This window comes from Sulfuricurvum sp. RIFOXYD12_FULL_44_77 (assembly GCF_001830725.1).
GTDB lineage: Bacteria > Campylobacterota > Campylobacteria > Campylobacterales > Sulfurimonadaceae > Sulfuricurvum > Sulfuricurvum kujiense_A.
In genome coordinates, this window is the sequence record NZ_MIBU01000311.1 from 1 (window position 1) to 14,509 (window position 14,509).

Below are 14,509 nucleotides of genomic sequence, written 5' to 3' on the forward strand. Positions count from 1 at the left end.
TAAACGAGGCATCCATCGGGTTAGCTGGATGAAATCGGGGATTATGAGCGGTCCTTATGCCGATGCCAAGTCCCCTTATCATAAAGTAGAGCAACGTCCTTTTATGGATACCAATCCTAATCAGCTCTGTTTCGTTTGCCATGCGAATGACACTTCGGAAGAGGGGCACCGTTTTACCTCGATGCAAACAGAATTTGACGGGACAGGAAAGCAATGTGTTGATTGCCATATGGGGCCTCGTAAAGTAGGGGTAGCGTCTACTTTACGTGATGTCAACGGCAAAGTACATAATCGACTTATCCGTGATCACGGCTTCAAAGGGGCGCATACTGAGTCGATGTGGCAAGGAGCACTCAATGTAGAGGCGAAAAAAAGTGCTAATGCAATTGCGGTAACATTGAGTAATCCACAACCCCATTCGCTTCCAAGCGGTTTTGGATCGCGGGAAATTGTGATTGAAGCACACTATATGAGCGGTAAAAAAATTATTAAAACAGAGACCCTTTCGCTCACGTCCCATTATCTCAATAAGCGGGGGAAAGCTACTATCCCCCATTTGGCAGCAAAAACGGTCAGTAGTATCTCGATTGCACCTTATGGATCAAAAACCTTTAGTGTGCCAATGGCTAAGGGTGCAGATAGTGTGAATGTGAGTGTTTCGTATCGATTGGTGAATGATGAAGTACGTGAAATGCTAGAGTTGAAAAATCCGATTTGGTCGAAGAAAATGGTGATTGAAAAGCTAACTTTAAAGCTCTAAATTAAGGGGTATTTCCCCTTAATTCATCTCAACTTTGATGATGAGGTCATTCCCCTCTTCAATAATAGTAAAATTGTGTTTTTGACAAAAAGTTTCGTTCATCTCTTCCGCCCACTGCGCAGCTTCTATCATCGCATCGTCTTTATTTTCGAATGTTTTAATACTTTCCATACCGCTTCGTTTAAAACAGCCGCACTCTTTTTCCATTTTGACATTGAACATTATTAACTCCTATTTAAGTATACATTTTTGGAAGTATAGTTTTAAAAGATTAAAAAAATCAATTAAAATAGGGACGATTTGAAACTAAAGGTTATCTTTATCTTTTGCTAACCTATAACTATCAGTGTACTTTATAAATTATTCAGCTATAATTCCATTTGAATTTTGGGTACCTTCTAAAGAGATTGACGAATCTTTTTCTAAGGTGCCCTCGCGGATGAGAATCCAAACTTATCCAAAATTTCTCTCCCCCATGAGTGGGCAAGCGTAACTGGTCGGAAATAGGTTTTCCGATGGCGTATATACAAAGGGTTATTATGAACGTAATAGAAGAAACAATCACAGACGAAAATTTGGTCACATTTGAATCTTTCGGTCTCAGAAAAGAGATCATGCAAAGTATCAATCATGCCGGTTTCAAAACTCCAAGTCCGATCCAACAAATGGTTATTCCGGTTATTATGGAAGGGCGCGACGTTGTAGGACAAGCCCATACCGGTACGGGTAAAACAGCGGCATTCGGTCTTCCTGCATTGAATAAAATGCATTTAAAAGGGGGGATTGAAGCCCTCATTATCACTCCGACACGCGAACTCGCGAATCAAGTAGGGGATGAAATTTTCAAATACGGTAAACACCTCGGTGTTCGTACCGTAACCATTTACGGCGGATCATCGTACAACCGTCAAATGGATCTTATCGAGCGCGGTGCGCAAGTTATCATCGCTACTCCGGGACGTTTACTTGATATGTTGAGCCGTAACATGCTCAAAGGTTTCACTCCATCAACCGTTATTTTGGACGAAGCGGATGAAATGCTCGATATGGGCTTTTTGGACGATATCAATGAGATTTTCACCTATTTGCCTACTGAGCGTCAGACATTGCTCTTCTCAGCAACGATGCCGGCTCCGATTAAACAGCTTGCTGAGCGTATTTTGGTCAATCCATTTTTCGCCTCTATTACCAAATCAGAGACAACGAATACGGATATCACACAACAATACTATGTCATCGAAGAATCAGAGCGTGATGATGCGATTATCCGTTTGATGGATTCAGAAGATGCGAAAAAAACGGTTGTATTCTGTCGTACCAAAAAAGAGGTTGACCGTCTCTCTAATGTTCTCTCAGCTGCCGGATATATGGCAAAAGGTCTTCATGGTGACATGGAGCAACGTCAGCGTGAAAGTGTTATCAAAGGGCTTAAAACCGATGCGGTCGATGTATTGATCGCAACAGACGTTGCGGCGCGCGGATTGCATATTGATGATGTTACTCACGTTTTCAACTACCATATCCCGTTTGACCCTGAGAGTTATGTTCACCGTATCGGACGTACAGGACGTGCGGGTAAAAAAGGGGTTGCAATTACCCTTGTTACTCCAATGGAGTTTAAAGAACTTCAACGTATCCGTGCAAAAGTCGGTACGACCATGGAGCACGCTTATATTCCAAGTAAATTGGATGTTAAAGAGGCACAAGTTACCCGTTTGGTACGTGAAATTGAAAAACAACACGTTTATGATGAAGCGCATAAAGTGCTTGATTTGTTGAAACAAGATTATGACCAAGAGCAAATTGCCTATAAATTGATTTCAGTTTTGATGGAGCGTAACACGGTTCAAGGACCGAATAATATCGGTATCGCAGCAGAGCGTTTAGAAAAAATTCTAAGCAATTTGGCTAATCGCGGTGATCGCGGCGGACAACGCAGCGGCGGATTCAACCGTAATCGCAGCGGTGGAAACCGAAGCGGCGGAGGCGGATATCGCGGTAATAACGATCGCAATGCGGGCAGCGGCGAACGCAGTGGCGGCGGTGAGCGTGGCGGAAATGATCGCGGTGAGCGTTCACGCAGTTTCAGCGGACAAAAACCAAAACCTCGTTATTAATTCAAGCGGGAGTTAATCTCTCGTTTAACTTTCTCCAAAAATGGCTCCATCGGAGCCTCTAATTCAAACCCCTCTCTTTGTTTCATCCCCCACATCGGTTCCGGAAAGTAGCTGTCATTTTCAAATCGTCCCATAATATGCCAATGAACACGTGGCACCATATTTCCAAAGGATGCGATATTAATTTTAGTAGGTTTGAAATAGACTAGCATCTCTTTTTCGATAATATCGAGTGCGTCCCAAATCATTTTTTTCTCTTCTCGTGAGCATTCGGAGAACTCTTTATGGGGAGCGTGGGTAAATATTTTGAGCCAAGGGATTTCAGATTCGTGAAGTTCAATATAAATGAGAGAGTTGGAATACATCATAAAAGACCTTATTGAAAAGTCTTTTATTGTATCAAAAGTGTTTAGTTATTTACCTTTTCCTGCAAACGGAACAAGGGCGCTTCCCCACGTTAAACCGCCGCCAAAAGCATCAAGGAGCATCAAATCTCCCTCTTGCAATCGACCCGATTCGTAGATATCGTTGATCGCCATAGGGATAGAAGCACCGGAGGTATTGCCGTATTTCTCTACCGTGAGAACCACTTGCTCCTCTTTGAGTTCCAATGCATCACCGACCGCTTTGATAATGCGGTAATTGGCTTGATGAGGGACGAAGTGTTTAATGGCGGATGAGGCGATATTGTTTTGCTCTAAAATGTCGATAACGTCACTGGTGAGGGTACGAACAGCCACTTTAAAGGTTTCGTTCCCTTTCATACGCATAAAGCATCCAGCCGCTTCTCGGTCGAGTTCATCATGCGCAGATCCGCTTCCGCCGTTTGGTGTCATAAGCAAATCGGCAAATGAACCGTCAGATCCCGTGTGGATATCGATGATAGCTTCTGATTTATCGGTTGTTGCGCTGATTACCGCTGAACCCGCACCGTCACCGAAGAGGATGCATGTTCCGCGATCGGTGTAGTCGGTAATGGTACTGAGACGCTCAGCCCCGACGATGAGGACATTTTTCTTCATCCCCGATTCGATAAATGCTTTTGCAACACTCAGGGCATAGACAAATCCTGTACATGCCGCAGATACGTCAAAAGCGGTAACTTTTTCTAGTCCTAGTTTGGTGGCGATAATGGTTGCTGTAGAGGGCATACAGAAATAATCGGGGGAGATCGTAGCACAGATGAGCATATCGATCTCATTTTTTGCGATGCCGCTTCGCTCAATCGCTTTTTCAGCTGCCTTCACACCCATGTCACTGGTGGTTTCGTTTTCCGCAGCAATATGACGCTCTTTGATTCCGGTACGTTTAGTGATCCACTCATCCGTGGTATCGACCATCACTTCAAGCTCAGCATTGGTAAGGATTTTAGAGGGAACATAAGCTCCGATAGAACGAAACGCAGCGTACATAATTAGCCTTTATAAGGGATCGAAGTTTATTTTTTAAGCTCTTCGAGACGATTCTCAATATGCTCATTTACGCCGGTGTTAACATAGCGGATGGCTTGAAAAATTGCATTTTTAATCGCTTTAGGGTTGCTTTTACCGTGACTGACGATGGCACACCCTTTGATACCGACTAGCGGTGCTCCGCCGATTTCAGCATAATCGATTTGCTTTTTAAGCAGTTTAAACACTTTGCGCATCAACAGCGCACCGGTAATCGCTACCGGTGATTTGCGGATGTACTCTTTGATGAAGTAGCTGATGGTAGAAGCTACCCCTTCAGAGGCTTTAAGAACGAGGTTTCCGATAAAACCGTCACATACAATGACGTCACAGCTCCCGTCAAAGATATTGTTCCCCTCGACGTTACCGATAAACCCCTTTTGTCCTTCGAGCAATTTGAAGGTCTCTTTGGTGACTTCATTCCCTTTGGAATCCTCTTCACCGTTAGCCAGTAGGCCGACGCGCGGATTCTCCAGTTTGAACATATCTTGAGCGTAGTAGTATCCCATAATTCCGAATTGGAAAAGGTGTTCCGCTTTACAGTCGACATTAGCACCGGCATCCATCAAGATACTGCGCTTACCGCTTTTGGTCGGCATTGAAGTTACCAATGCGGGACGTAAAACATTTTTGAGTCGTCCGAGGCGCAGTGTCGCCAATGTCATGGTCGCACCGCTATGACCCGCGCTGACAACGCCGTCGGCTTCGCCGTTACGAACCAGCTCTATCGCTTTATAAATAGAGCTCTCTTGGCGCTTGAGTGCATCGGTAGCGGCGTCACCCATATCGATAACGTCAGATGCTTCGACAATTAAAATCTTATCTTTATAGCCCTTAGGTAATAAAGATAAGATCTCATCTTTTTTACCAACTAGAATTGGTTGAAACTTTACTTCTTTTAGAGCTTCAAGTGTCCCTTTTACAATCGGTTCGGGACCGAAGTCCCCGCCCATTGCATCAATTGCAATTCTAATCATCGATTATTTATACTCACCGGTTGTCGGGTTGACATAGTGAGACAATTTGTACGTGCCGTCTTTATCTTTAACGGGACGAGCAAGAGAAATTTTATAGTGAGTTCTGCGTTTTGCGGCGCGAGAATGACTCACTCTTCTTTTAGGTACTGCCATCTTTTATAGTCCTTTCTATTTGGTTTTAGAACTCTCGATCTAACGAGGTTCCTTCGCAGTTTTCGCAACAAAAATAGTCGCTTTTGATCAGTTCGATTTCCGACTTGAGAAGCTCTTCTAAATCAATCATCGATTTGTCGATTTCGACGACATCCAACTCTTCGTCGTTGCCCTCGTATAATCCATCGCTAAGGTAAAAAGTAATCTCTTCATTCAAAGAGTTTTCTACCTCTTCGGCACATAGATCACAAGGGATCGAAATACTCCCTGTAATTGTACCGTTTAATTGGGCAAGATTGCTTTTTTTCAAGGTTAAATCACCTGAAAAAAGTGCATTGTCACTATTTACCTCAAAATGAAGCGGCTGTGATCCCAATTTTCTAAATGCTATTTTCATGACAATTACGAAATTTCGCGTCCTGAAAAGAAAAATGCGATTTCAATTGCCGCATTTTCAGCAGAGTCACTACCGTGAACTGCATTAGCATCGATATTTTCAGCGAAATCAGCACGGATAGTTCCGGCAGCTGCTTCTTTAGGGTTTGTTGCACCCATCAAATCGCGGTTTTTAAGAACAGCATTTTCGCCCTCAAGAACGGTGATAACAACCGGGCCGCTTACCATGAAATCAACGAGGTCGTTGAAGAAAGGGCGGGCAGCGTGTACTGCGTAAAACGCTTCAGCGTCTTGACGTGAGAGTTGAACTTTTTTCATAGCCGCGATTTTAAGGCCGTTACTTTCGAAACGATCCAAAATTTTACCGATGACACCTTTTGCTACGGCATCTGGCTTGATGATTGACAATGTTTGTTCCATCAATGCTCCTGTTTTGTGTGTAAAAAATAGAACGGGATTATAGCGAAACAATAATTTAAGTAAGATTAAAGATGGTGAAAGAAAGAAAACAAAGAGGAATTGGCGTAACCAAAGGGGTAAATCCCCTTTGGAGAGTGTCGTATAAATAGTGAATTAGTTAACGACGTTTGCTTTTGAAGAACGCATTTCTGCTGTGATATCATCACGGTGAGCTGGGCTTGCACCGATCTCATCCCATGTGATACAACCCTCAGTCGGACATGCTGTTGCACACGCTGGTTCGTCGTGGTGACCGACACATTCGACACATTTGTCGCCGTAAACGTAATAGATCTCTTCACCCGTTGGGTTATCGTCCTCGTCTACGATCGCTTCTACTGGGCACTCGTCGATACAAGCGCCGCAGTTAATACAGGTATCATTAATGATTACTGCCATAGGGTTCTCCTTGGTTGATAAATATGGGGTAACTATAACAGAAGAATTTTAAACCCACCTAAAAAATAGGTGAGGATAATGTAGATTATTGAGGGAGTGTTACGGAAGTGTAAGTTAGAGTCCTAAATAGGCTTTAATTGCGTCAACTTTATCGGTTTTTTCCCATGTAAACTCAGGGAGTTCACGTCCGAAATGGCCATAAGCCGCTGTTTTTCGATAAATAGGGCGGAGTAAATCGAGGGATTCAATAATCCCTTTAGGGGTGAGGTTAAAGAGCTCTTTAACACAGCTTTCCAATTTTTCTTCAGGGACAACAGCGGTTCCGTGCGCGTTCACCATGATGGAGATCGGTTTAACAACGCCGATCGCATACGATACTTGGATCGTTGCACGCTCACACGCACCGGAAGCTACGAGATTTTTAGCGACATAGCGGGCGGCATAGGCGGCTGAGCGATCCACTTTGGTCGGGTCTTTTCCGCTGAAAGCTCCCCCGCCGTGAGGACACGCTCCGCCGTAGGTATCGACAATAATTTTACGCCCTGTCAATCCCGCATCCCCTTGAGGACCGCCGATAACAAATTTACCTGTCGGGTTAATGTGGTAGATGATATTCGAGCTCATAAGCTCTGCAGGGATAACATATTTGATCACTTCATTAATAACGTCAAGGTGGAGTCTCTCCTGAGAAATTTCAGGGGCATGCTGGGTGGAGACTACGACGGTTTCGACTGATACGGGTTTGTCATCAACATAGCGGACGCTTACCTGAGTTTTTCCATCAGGACGGAGGTAGGGGATAATCCCCTCTTTTCGTACTTGGGCTAAACGTTCCGCTAAACGGTGAGAGAGGTAGATCGGCAACGGCATTAATACATCGGTTTCGCGGCATGCGTAGCCGAACATCAACCCCTGATCCCCCGCTCCGATTTCTCCGTCTTCTTGGTCAACCCCTTGGTTGATATCGGGAGACTGTTCACCGATACCGTTGAGGACGGCACACGAGCGATAATCAAAACCGTACGTCGCATCGGTGTATCCGATCTCGCGAACGACTTGACGGGCGATCTCTTGCATCGGGGCATAGGCAGTTGTTTTCAATTCACCGGCGATAACGCAAAAACCGTTGGATACGAGGGTTTCACAAGCTACACGTGCTTTTGGATCATGTTCGATAATGTAGTCTAAAATCGCGTCGCTGATTTGATCGGCCATTTTATCGGGATGCCCTTCGGTGACCGATTCAGAGGTGAAGATATACTCTTTAGGCATAAAAATCCTTGGAAGAAATGTTAATTTTTTGTGGTTGAGCGGATTATATCGAATCACTTTTTAAAAAATCTCTTTCCCAAAAAAAGTCGATCCATTCCGTAGCTTCGTGTAAGAAAAAGTCAGGTTGAACGAGAGCCGTCTGTTTGGTAAAGAGGGTTGCGACTCTAAATTCGCAATGGGGGTGGCTTGAACGTAAAAGGGGCAAAAGTGCGAAGAGTGTCTGACCGCTGTCGACGATATCATCGACGACAAGGACCCGTTTTGAGGATGAGAGATCGCATTGGCCTAAAACGCTCACCTCGTCGCGTTGGATATCCGCGTCATAGCTCTCTACGCGGATGCTTTGCAGATTGCGGATATCCAGACGCATTGCGAGGGCGTGCGCCAGTGTCATGCCGCCGCGCGCAATGGCGATCACGGTATCCGCTTGGAAAGATTCGCAGGGTTGACTCAAACGTTGGATGTCGGTACAAAATTGTTTATAATCATAGTATATCATTTTGAAATCATATCATAAGGGCATCTGCGCTATAATAAAATATCAATTATAGCGCAGCACTAAAACGCAACATAAGCGCAGCCAATCGAGATTAGCGTCTCGCAAAGGCATAAATACTAGGAAGTCTATGAAAAAATTAGCGATTATCGGTCGTCCGAATGTCGGCAAAAGTTCCCTCTTTAACCGTTTGTTGAAACAGCGTGATGCGATTACCTCTGAACAAGCAGGTACGACACGCGATGTCAAAAAACGGGTTGCCGTAGTGGTGGACAAAGAGGTCGAAATTCTCGATACGGGTGGATTGGATGAGGGGTGTGAACTCTTCGATCGGATCAAAGAAAAATCTCTCAAAGCGGCACATGAAGCCGATATCATTCTCTTTATGGTGGACGGTAAAAGTCTTCCCGAAGAGGACGACAAAAAGCTTTTTTATGAGCTTGAATCGATGGGAAAAGCGATTGCATTGGTCGTTAATAAAATCGACAATGACAAGATGCAAGAGAAGCTTTGGGAATATTATGAGTTCGGGACAGAGCGTATTTTCGGTATTTCCGTTTCCCATAACCGTTCGGTTCTTCCGCTCCTAAACTGGATTGCCTCTGAACTCCCTGAATCTGCTATCGTTAAACCTGAAGCCGAAATGGCAGAAGAAGATGAGATGGACGGATTTGATGCAGCATTGAAAGCCTCTTCGGATGATGAAGAGTTCGATGAAGATGAGGACGATGGGTTCTTTATTCCTGAAGAGGATGATGAAGAAGAGGAGACGTCGATCGAAGCACTCGAAGAGGCGTATCGCGGAATCGTCAAAGAGTACGAAGCGGGTGACGTTAACCAGATGAAAGTAGCGATCATCGGTCGTGTCAACGTCGGAAAAAGCTCATTGCTTAACGCATTGCTCGGAGAAGATCGCTCGGTGGTCAGTTCCGTTGCAGGGACAACTATCGACCCAATCGATGAGACGATAGAATATGCGGATAAAAAGATTACCTTTATCGATACGGCGGGGATTCGTAAACGGGGAAAAATTCTCGGGATTGAAAAATACGCCCTTATGCGTACCGAAGAGATGTTGGAGACGGCAGATATCGCCCTCCTTGTTCTCGACGCGTCACAGCCGTTTATGGATTTGGATGAGAAAATCGCAGGGTTTGTCGATAAAAATCGTCTCGCGTGTTTGATCGTTCTCAACAAATGGGATATGGCACCGCGAGAGGACTACGACAAAATCATCGCCGAAGTACGCGACCGGTTTAAATTCTTGAGCTATGCCCCAATCGTTACCATCTCCGCACAGAGTAAGCAGCGTGTTCACAAAATCTTTGATATGCTCCTCAAAATCAATGAGAACTATTCACAGCGTATCTCTACCGGTAAACTTAACGAGGTTATCCAAACAGCAATGCGCAAACATATCTTGCCGAGTATCAATGGTATGAATATCCGTCTTTACTTTGCAACGCAGTATGACATCCGTCCGCCGCGTATCGCATTGATTATGAACAAACCGCAGGGTCTCCATTTCAGTTATCGCCGTTATTTGACGAATCAGTTACGAGAACAGTTTGATTTTGAGGGGACTCCGGTACTCTTTAAAGCGAAAGCGAAAAATACGAATCGAAAACCGAAACCGCATAAAACTCGCTCGATGTGGTAAGCAAAAGCCTGCGGGCTTTCTGCTTTTAAAACGGTTTAACGATTACGAGCGCAACAATACCGATGAGTAAGAGTGTCGGTACTTCATTATACATACGAAAAAACTTCCCGCTTTTATACGCTGTGTTCTCTTTGAGTTTCAAACGGTAATGTCCGAGTGTGAAAAAGTAGCCGATCAAAATAGCGACTAGGGTCATTTTCGCGTGCATCCATCCCCCCATCTGAAATACATTGACTCCGTTATACTGTTGTGTCGACATAACGATTAACGCGATTCCTGAGAGTAATGTTGCCCAAAATGCGGGGACACCGATGTATTTATAAATCTTCATCTCCATCACTTCGACGACATCGATAAACCCCTGATTGGTACCGTTTTCAACGTGATAGACAAAAAGACGGGGGAGGTAGAAGAGTACCGCAAACCACGACACCATTGAAATAATATGAAACCAAAGCATCCAGCTGTACATGTGTTCTGTCCTGTTGTGTAAAATTAAACGGTAGGGTATCTAAAAAAGATTAATCGTTATAGGTGTTTTTTAACCCATGCGATAATTTGAGGGGTGGGTAAAGCACCGCTGAACTGATCAATGATACGGTTGTTTTTAAATGCGATGACGGTGGGGATAGAGCGGATGCCAAAACGGGCGCCTAATTGTGGAAGCTCTTCGGTATTGATTTTTATGAATTGGGCTTTGAGGGGAAAGTGTCGAGCTGATTCTTCGAACGAGGGTGCCATACTTCGGCACGGTCCGCACCACGGTGCCCAAAAATCGGCGATAATGAGCCGCTCATCATTGAGCATCAGGCGATCAAACGATTCCGTGTTAACGGAGAGAGGTTTGGTATCGAGCAGAGACCCTTTACAGTGACCGCATGCGGCTTTTATATACGAGTCTTTCACGGGAATGGCATTCACCCCCCCGCAATGGGGGCAGAGCACATTGATCTTATTCATCGGAGTTACTCCGCAGCCTCTTCCGCTACTTCAATATCACGGATAGAAGAGGTGTTATGATCTTTTACTTTATCATGGAGACGGCGAAGGGCTTTGTTGGCACGTTCAATCGCAAGATCGATGGCGGTATCGAGATCTTCATCGACATCCGAGATAACGACGGGCTGCGCATGCGCGATATGGATGTCAAATTCAACTCCGACCCCTTTTTTCTCTTTGGAAATCATAACATTGACGGTAGTAATATCAAGATGATAACGTTTAAAATTTTCGATAGCCAGTGCAATATGATCATTGAGATGTTGGGTAAGTTTGATATCTTTGGAGCGAATTTGAGTATTCATGATGAATCCTTTTTAGTTGAACTATGAAAAAATATAGCATATCTTTTCTTAAGAGGAAGCTTAAGAGACTCTGCGGTAAAATAGTCACTATTCAAGGAGATAGTTTTGAGAGTATTAACAGGTATCCAGACATCTGGCGATTTACATATTGGAAATTATTTTGGTTCGATCAAACCGATGATCGAATCGCAGCAAGATCATGAAGTTTTTGCATTTTTGGCAAATTATCATGCAATGACGACGATTAGTGACGGTGAGCGGTTGGCTCATCTGACGATGCAGGCGGCAACCGACTTTTTAGCCCTCGGGATGGATCCGCAGAAAAGTACTTTTTGGGTACAGTCGGATGTAAAAGAGGTGTTGGAACTCTACTGGGTGCTGTCGGGATTTACGCCGATGGGATTGTTGGAGCGGGCGCACAGCTATAAAGACAAAGTGGCGAAAGGGATTGCAAGCAATCACAGCCTTTTCTCCTATCCCGTTTTGATGGCGGCCGATATCTTGCTGTTCGGCTCTGAGGTGGTACCCGTCGGAAAAGATCAGATTCAGCACGTTGAGATTGCCCGTGATATCGCGATCAAGTTCAACAACCAATACGGCGATATTTTCACCATTCCAGAATTTCGCGTCGATGAGAACGTAGCGACCGTTCCGGGAATCGATGGACAGAAGATGTCGAAGAGCTACGGAAATACGATCCCGATTTTCAGCGAAGAGAAAATGCAGTCTAAAATTATTAAAAAGATTGTGACCGAAGCGGTACCGATGGAAGATCCAAAAGAATTTGAGGGGTGCAATGTCTATAACATCGCCAAACTCTTTTTGGATTATGAAGAGCGTTCGGCACTTCAAGAACGGTATAAAAAAGGGGGAGAAGGGCACGGTCATTTCAAACTCTATACTCACGACGTGATTTGGGAATATTTCAAACCGTATCGTGAACGACGTGAGTATTATGAAGCGCATCAAGACGAAGTACGCGACATACTAAAAGCGGGTGCGGCAAAAGCGAGTGCGGTTGCCCAACCGATTATTGAAAAAGTTCGTTCCGCTACCGGAATTAAGTACTAAAGGAAAACGCGATGAAAAACTACATTATCAAACAAATTGCCGATTCAGCGGCGACCAAACAAACTATTTTAGAGAATGAGCCGCTTTTGGACATGATCGTCACCGTTGCGCAAGCGTGTGTGGAAGTTTATCGACACGGGAAAAAGACAATGTTAGCGGGTAACGGCGGTTCAGCGGCCGATGCACAGCACATCGCGGCGGAATTGGTCGGACGTTACGGATTTGATCGCCCCTCTATCCCTTCGTTAGCACTAACAACCGATACGTCCAATCTTACCGCTATCGGAAACGATTACGGATATGACAAAGTGTTTTCCCGTCAGTTAGAGGGGATGGCGCAAGAGGGGGATCTTTTTATCGGTATCTCAACCTCGGGTAATTCGCAAAATATCATTAATGCTTTTGAATCGGCGAAAGATCGGGGTGTCACTACGGTGGCACTTGTGGGACGTGACGGCGGGAAGATGGCGGCAATGGCCGATTTCGCGATTGTCATTCCCTCAAACGCAACCCCGCGTATCCAAGAGTCTCACATCTTGATCGGGCATATACTCTGTGATATCATCGAAAAAGAGCTTTTCGGCGGCGGAGTAGCGTAAGGTGAATAAAGCCCTGTTTTTGGATCGTGACGGTGTTGTGAATGTTGAGAAAAATTATCTCCACAAGATCGAAGATTTTGAACTTATGGAGGGAATCGTCGATGTGTGCCGTACCTATGCGGAACAAGGGTATCTCATCATTATCGTCACCAATCAATCGGGGATTTCGCGGGGGTATTACACCGAAGAGGATTTTGCCCATCTCAGCCGATGGATGGTGGAACACTTCAAAGCATTCGGAATTACTATCTCCCATATCTATCACTGTCCGCATCATGAGAGTATTGACGGTGCATGTGAGTGCCGTAAACCCTCCCCGGGGATGTTTTTAGAGGCTCGAAAAGAGTATGACTTGGATATGGAGCATTCGGTAATGATCGGGGATAATGAGCGGGATATCGAAGCCTCTCTTAAAGCCGGTGTCGGGAAAAATATTCTTCTCACCTCAGAAACACTCACGTCAAAAGCCGATCAGATTATCCATTCATTGCGGGAGTTGCTCTGATGCTCATTATTAATACGGGCGGTACGTTTAATAAACGGTATGATCCGATAAAAGGTGAACTATTTGTTCCTCTGGATAACAGCGCGATAGAAGCGATACTCGCATCAATGGTGATGGATGTCTCTCTGCAGGGAATCGTGTATAAAGACTCTTTGGAGATGGATGATCATGATCGCTCTGTATTAGGGAAAACGATTGCAGAGTCGGAAGCAAAAACGATTATTGTTGTTCATGGAACCGATACGATGGATGTAAGTGCCGAATACGTAGCGAGTCTGGGATTGGATAAAGTGATCGTTTTTACGGGGGCGATGATCCCTTTTGCTATTGATCCGCTAGAGGCGACGGCAAATCTCTCAATGGCAATCGGTTATGCGAATAATGGCTCAGCAGGCGTTCATATTGTGATGCAGGGAATTATGGGAAGATATGAGCACGTGAAAAAAAATAAGTCTGCAGGGAAGTTCGAATATGTCTAAAGTCAAATGCGATCACTGCCATCTGGAGTTTAGCGATGATGTGATGATCCACGATGGGGAGTATCGATTTTGCTGTAACGGATGCCGAGGGATTTTTCACCTCCTCAAAGATGAGGGGCTGGAGAGCTTTTATTCCAAAATGGGTTCTACGACTCTCTCTCCTCCGGCCGAGCAGTTCGAAGCGAGTTCCAATTTTGATACCCCCGCCTTTAGTGAGCGGTTTGTGACGACCACCAAAGAGGGGCTTTCTCAAGTCTCTTTAGTCATCGAGGGGATACATTGTGCGGCGTGTGTATGGCTCAATGAAAAGGCACTTCACAAGATGGAAGGGGTTATCGAGGCGCATATCAACTATACGAACAATAAAGCTCGTATTACGTGGAACCCAGCGGACGTCAAGCTCTCTGCCAT

General features: G+C 44.9%; 20 protein-coding genes and 1 pseudogene. 8 read left to right on the plus strand and 13 right to left on the minus strand.

Going from position 1 to position 14,509, the window contains the following annotated elements; genetic code table 11:
• Positions 1–760 (plus strand): annotated as a pseudogene (locus tag A2517_RS11650) (hypothetical protein); the annotation flags it as partial.
• A gap of 18 nt (positions 761–778) precedes the next feature.
• Here the strand turns inward: A2517_RS11650 and A2517_RS11655 are convergent.
• Complete coding sequence (locus A2517_RS11655; RefSeq protein WP_294897259.1) at positions 779–982, minus strand: hypothetical protein; 204 nt, start codon at positions 980–982, stop codon at positions 779–781.
• 317 nt (positions 983–1,299) lie between these two features.
• On the opposite strand from A2517_RS11655, the gene A2517_RS11660 reads away from it, so the two are divergent.
• A complete protein-coding gene (locus A2517_RS11660; RefSeq protein WP_294897261.1) occupies positions 1,300–2,877 on the plus strand; it encodes a DEAD/DEAH box helicase in 1,578 nt (525 codons plus the stop codon).
• On the opposite strand, the gene A2517_RS11665 is transcribed toward A2517_RS11660, so the two are convergent.
• The 9 genes from A2517_RS11665 to A2517_RS11705 form a co-directional block, all read right to left on the minus strand.
• On the minus strand, positions 2,874–3,245 hold the full coding sequence (locus A2517_RS11665) for an HIT family protein (RefSeq protein ID WP_294897263.1): 372 nt from the start codon (positions 3,243–3,245) through the stop codon (positions 2,874–2,876). The genes A2517_RS11660 and A2517_RS11665 overlap by 4 nt on opposite strands.
• A gap of 45 nt (positions 3,246–3,290) precedes the next feature.
• Positions 3,291–4,289 (minus strand): beta-ketoacyl-ACP synthase III, encoded by a 999-nt coding sequence (locus A2517_RS11670; protein ID WP_294897266.1) that lies wholly within the window; start codon positions 4,287–4,289, stop codon positions 3,291–3,293.
• A 26-nt stretch (positions 4,290–4,315) separates the two neighbouring features.
• On the minus strand, positions 4,316–5,305 hold the full coding sequence (gene plsX / locus A2517_RS11675) for a phosphate acyltransferase PlsX (RefSeq protein ID WP_294897268.1): 990 nt from the start codon (positions 5,303–5,305) through the stop codon (positions 4,316–4,318).
• Between the two features lie 3 nt (positions 5,306–5,308).
• On the minus strand, positions 5,309–5,458 hold the full coding sequence (rpmF, locus tag A2517_RS11680; RefSeq protein ID WP_013461018.1) for a 50S ribosomal protein L32: 150 nt from the start codon (positions 5,456–5,458) through the stop codon (positions 5,309–5,311).
• 25 nt (positions 5,459–5,483) lie between these two features.
• Entirely contained in the window at positions 5,484–5,855 is a 372-nt protein-coding gene (locus A2517_RS11685) for a YceD family protein (protein ID WP_294897270.1), read from the minus strand.
• Between the two features lie 5 nt (positions 5,856–5,860).
• On the minus strand, positions 5,861–6,274 hold the full coding sequence (ndk, locus tag A2517_RS11690; protein ID WP_294897272.1) for a nucleoside-diphosphate kinase: 414 nt from the start codon (positions 6,272–6,274) through the stop codon (positions 5,861–5,863).
• A gap of 153 nt (positions 6,275–6,427) precedes the next feature.
• Complete coding sequence (locus A2517_RS11695) at positions 6,428–6,712, minus strand: 4Fe-4S dicluster domain-containing protein (RefSeq protein ID WP_294897274.1); 285 nt, start codon at positions 6,710–6,712, stop codon at positions 6,428–6,430.
• A 114-nt stretch (positions 6,713–6,826) separates the two neighbouring features.
• Positions 6,827–7,984, minus strand: coding sequence for a methionine adenosyltransferase (metK, locus tag A2517_RS11700; RefSeq protein ID WP_294897276.1), 1,158 nt, complete (start codon positions 7,982–7,984; stop codon positions 6,827–6,829).
• A gap of 43 nt (positions 7,985–8,027) precedes the next feature.
• The gene (locus tag A2517_RS11705) at positions 8,028–8,483 is read right to left on the minus strand and encodes a phosphoribosyltransferase (RefSeq protein ID WP_294897278.1); all 456 of its coding nucleotides are present in this window, start codon (positions 8,481–8,483) and stop codon (positions 8,028–8,030) included.
• A 127-nt stretch (positions 8,484–8,610) separates the two neighbouring features.
• Between A2517_RS11705 and der the strand changes: the two genes are divergently transcribed.
• Positions 8,611–10,140 (plus strand): ribosome biogenesis GTPase Der, encoded by a 1,530-nt coding sequence (gene der, locus A2517_RS11710; protein ID WP_294897280.1) that lies wholly within the window; start codon positions 8,611–8,613, stop codon positions 10,138–10,140.
• 25 nt (positions 10,141–10,165) lie between these two features.
• On the opposite strand, the gene A2517_RS11715 is transcribed toward der, so the two are convergent.
• From A2517_RS11715 to raiA, 3 genes are read right to left on the minus strand one after another with little or no spacing between them, the layout of a single operon-like run.
• Entirely contained in the window at positions 10,166–10,612 is a 447-nt protein-coding gene (locus A2517_RS11715; RefSeq protein ID WP_294897282.1) for a CopD family protein, read from the minus strand.
• Between the two features lie 56 nt (positions 10,613–10,668).
• Entirely contained in the window at positions 10,669–11,100 is a 432-nt protein-coding gene (gene trxC / locus A2517_RS11720) for a thioredoxin TrxC (protein WP_294897284.1), read from the minus strand.
• A 5-nt stretch (positions 11,101–11,105) separates the two neighbouring features.
• Positions 11,106–11,444, minus strand: a complete 339-nt coding sequence (raiA, locus tag A2517_RS11725; RefSeq protein WP_294897286.1) for a ribosome-associated translation inhibitor RaiA — start codon at positions 11,442–11,444, stop codon at positions 11,106–11,108.
• Between the two features lie 105 nt (positions 11,445–11,549).
• Between raiA and trpS the strand changes: the two genes are divergently transcribed.
• From trpS to A2517_RS11750, 5 genes are all read left to right on the plus strand, one after another.
• The gene (gene trpS / locus A2517_RS11730; RefSeq protein WP_294897289.1) at positions 11,550–12,515 is read left to right on the plus strand and encodes a tryptophan--tRNA ligase; all 966 of its coding nucleotides are present in this window, start codon (positions 11,550–11,552) and stop codon (positions 12,513–12,515) included.
• A gap of 11 nt (positions 12,516–12,526) precedes the next feature.
• Complete coding sequence (locus A2517_RS11735) at positions 12,527–13,114, plus strand: SIS domain-containing protein (RefSeq protein ID WP_294897291.1); 588 nt, start codon at positions 12,527–12,529, stop codon at positions 13,112–13,114.
• Position 13,115: 1 nt separating this feature from the next.
• Positions 13,116–13,619, plus strand: a complete 504-nt coding sequence (gmhB, locus tag A2517_RS11740; RefSeq protein ID WP_294897293.1) for a D-glycero-beta-D-manno-heptose 1,7-bisphosphate 7-phosphatase — start codon at positions 13,116–13,118, stop codon at positions 13,617–13,619.
• Entirely contained in the window at positions 13,619–14,098 is a 480-nt protein-coding gene (locus A2517_RS11745; RefSeq protein ID WP_294897295.1) for an asparaginase domain-containing protein, read from the plus strand. Before gmhB ends, A2517_RS11745 begins: the two co-directional genes overlap by 1 nt.
• The coding region (locus A2517_RS11750; RefSeq protein ID WP_294897297.1) for a heavy metal translocating P-type ATPase metal-binding domain-containing protein at positions 14,091–14,509 on the plus strand (419 nt) is incomplete at its 3' end. The genes A2517_RS11745 and A2517_RS11750, both read left to right, overlap by 8 nt.

What these genes read in the sequence shown, in the direction of transcription:
- A2517_RS11655 (WP_294897259.1), bottom strand. Translation starts at nt 982, where the DNA reads ATGTTCAATGTCAAAATGGAAAAAGAGTGCGGCTGTTTTAAACGAAGC.
- A2517_RS11660 (WP_294897261.1), top strand. Translation starts at nt 1,300, where the DNA reads ATGAACGTAATAGAAGAAACAATCACAGACGAAAATTTGGTCACATTT.
- A2517_RS11665 (WP_294897263.1), bottom strand. Translation starts at nt 3,245, where the DNA reads ATGATGTATTCCAACTCTCTCATTTATATTGAACTTCACGAATCTGAA.
- A2517_RS11670 (WP_294897266.1), bottom strand. Translation starts at nt 4,289, where the DNA reads ATGTACGCTGCGTTTCGTTCTATCGGAGCTTATGTTCCCTCTAAAATC.
- plsX (WP_294897268.1), bottom strand. Translation starts at nt 5,305, where the DNA reads ATGATTAGAATTGCAATTGATGCAATGGGCGGGGACTTCGGTCCCGAA.
- rpmF (WP_013461018.1), bottom strand. Translation starts at nt 5,458, where the DNA reads ATGGCAGTACCTAAAAGAAGAGTGAGTCATTCTCGCGCCGCAAAACGC.
- A2517_RS11685 (WP_294897270.1), bottom strand. Translation starts at nt 5,855, where the DNA reads ATGAAAATAGCATTTAGAAAATTGGGATCACAGCCGCTTCATTTTGAG.
- ndk (WP_294897272.1), bottom strand. Translation starts at nt 6,274, where the DNA reads ATGGAACAAACATTGTCAATCATCAAGCCAGATGCCGTAGCAAAAGGT.
- A2517_RS11695 (WP_294897274.1), bottom strand. Translation starts at nt 6,712, where the DNA reads ATGGCAGTAATCATTAATGATACCTGTATTAACTGCGGCGCTTGTATC.
- metK (WP_294897276.1), bottom strand. Translation starts at nt 7,984, where the DNA reads ATGCCTAAAGAGTATATCTTCACCTCTGAATCGGTCACCGAAGGGCAT.
- A2517_RS11705 (WP_294897278.1), bottom strand. Translation starts at nt 8,483, where the DNA reads ATGATATACTATGATTATAAACAATTTTGTACCGACATCCAACGTTTG.
- der (WP_294897280.1), top strand. Translation starts at nt 8,611, where the DNA reads ATGAAAAAATTAGCGATTATCGGTCGTCCGAATGTCGGCAAAAGTTCC.
- A2517_RS11715 (WP_294897282.1), bottom strand. Translation starts at nt 10,612, where the DNA reads ATGTACAGCTGGATGCTTTGGTTTCATATTATTTCAATGGTGTCGTGG.
- trxC (WP_294897284.1), bottom strand. Translation starts at nt 11,100, where the DNA reads ATGAATAAGATCAATGTGCTCTGCCCCCATTGCGGGGGGGTGAATGCC.
- raiA (WP_294897286.1), bottom strand. Translation starts at nt 11,444, where the DNA reads ATGAATACTCAAATTCGCTCCAAAGATATCAAACTTACCCAACATCTC.
- A2517_RS11735 (WP_294897291.1), top strand. Translation starts at nt 12,527, where the DNA reads ATGAAAAACTACATTATCAAACAAATTGCCGATTCAGCGGCGACCAAA.
- A2517_RS11745 (WP_294897295.1), top strand. Translation starts at nt 13,619, where the DNA reads ATGCTCATTATTAATACGGGCGGTACGTTTAATAAACGGTATGATCCG.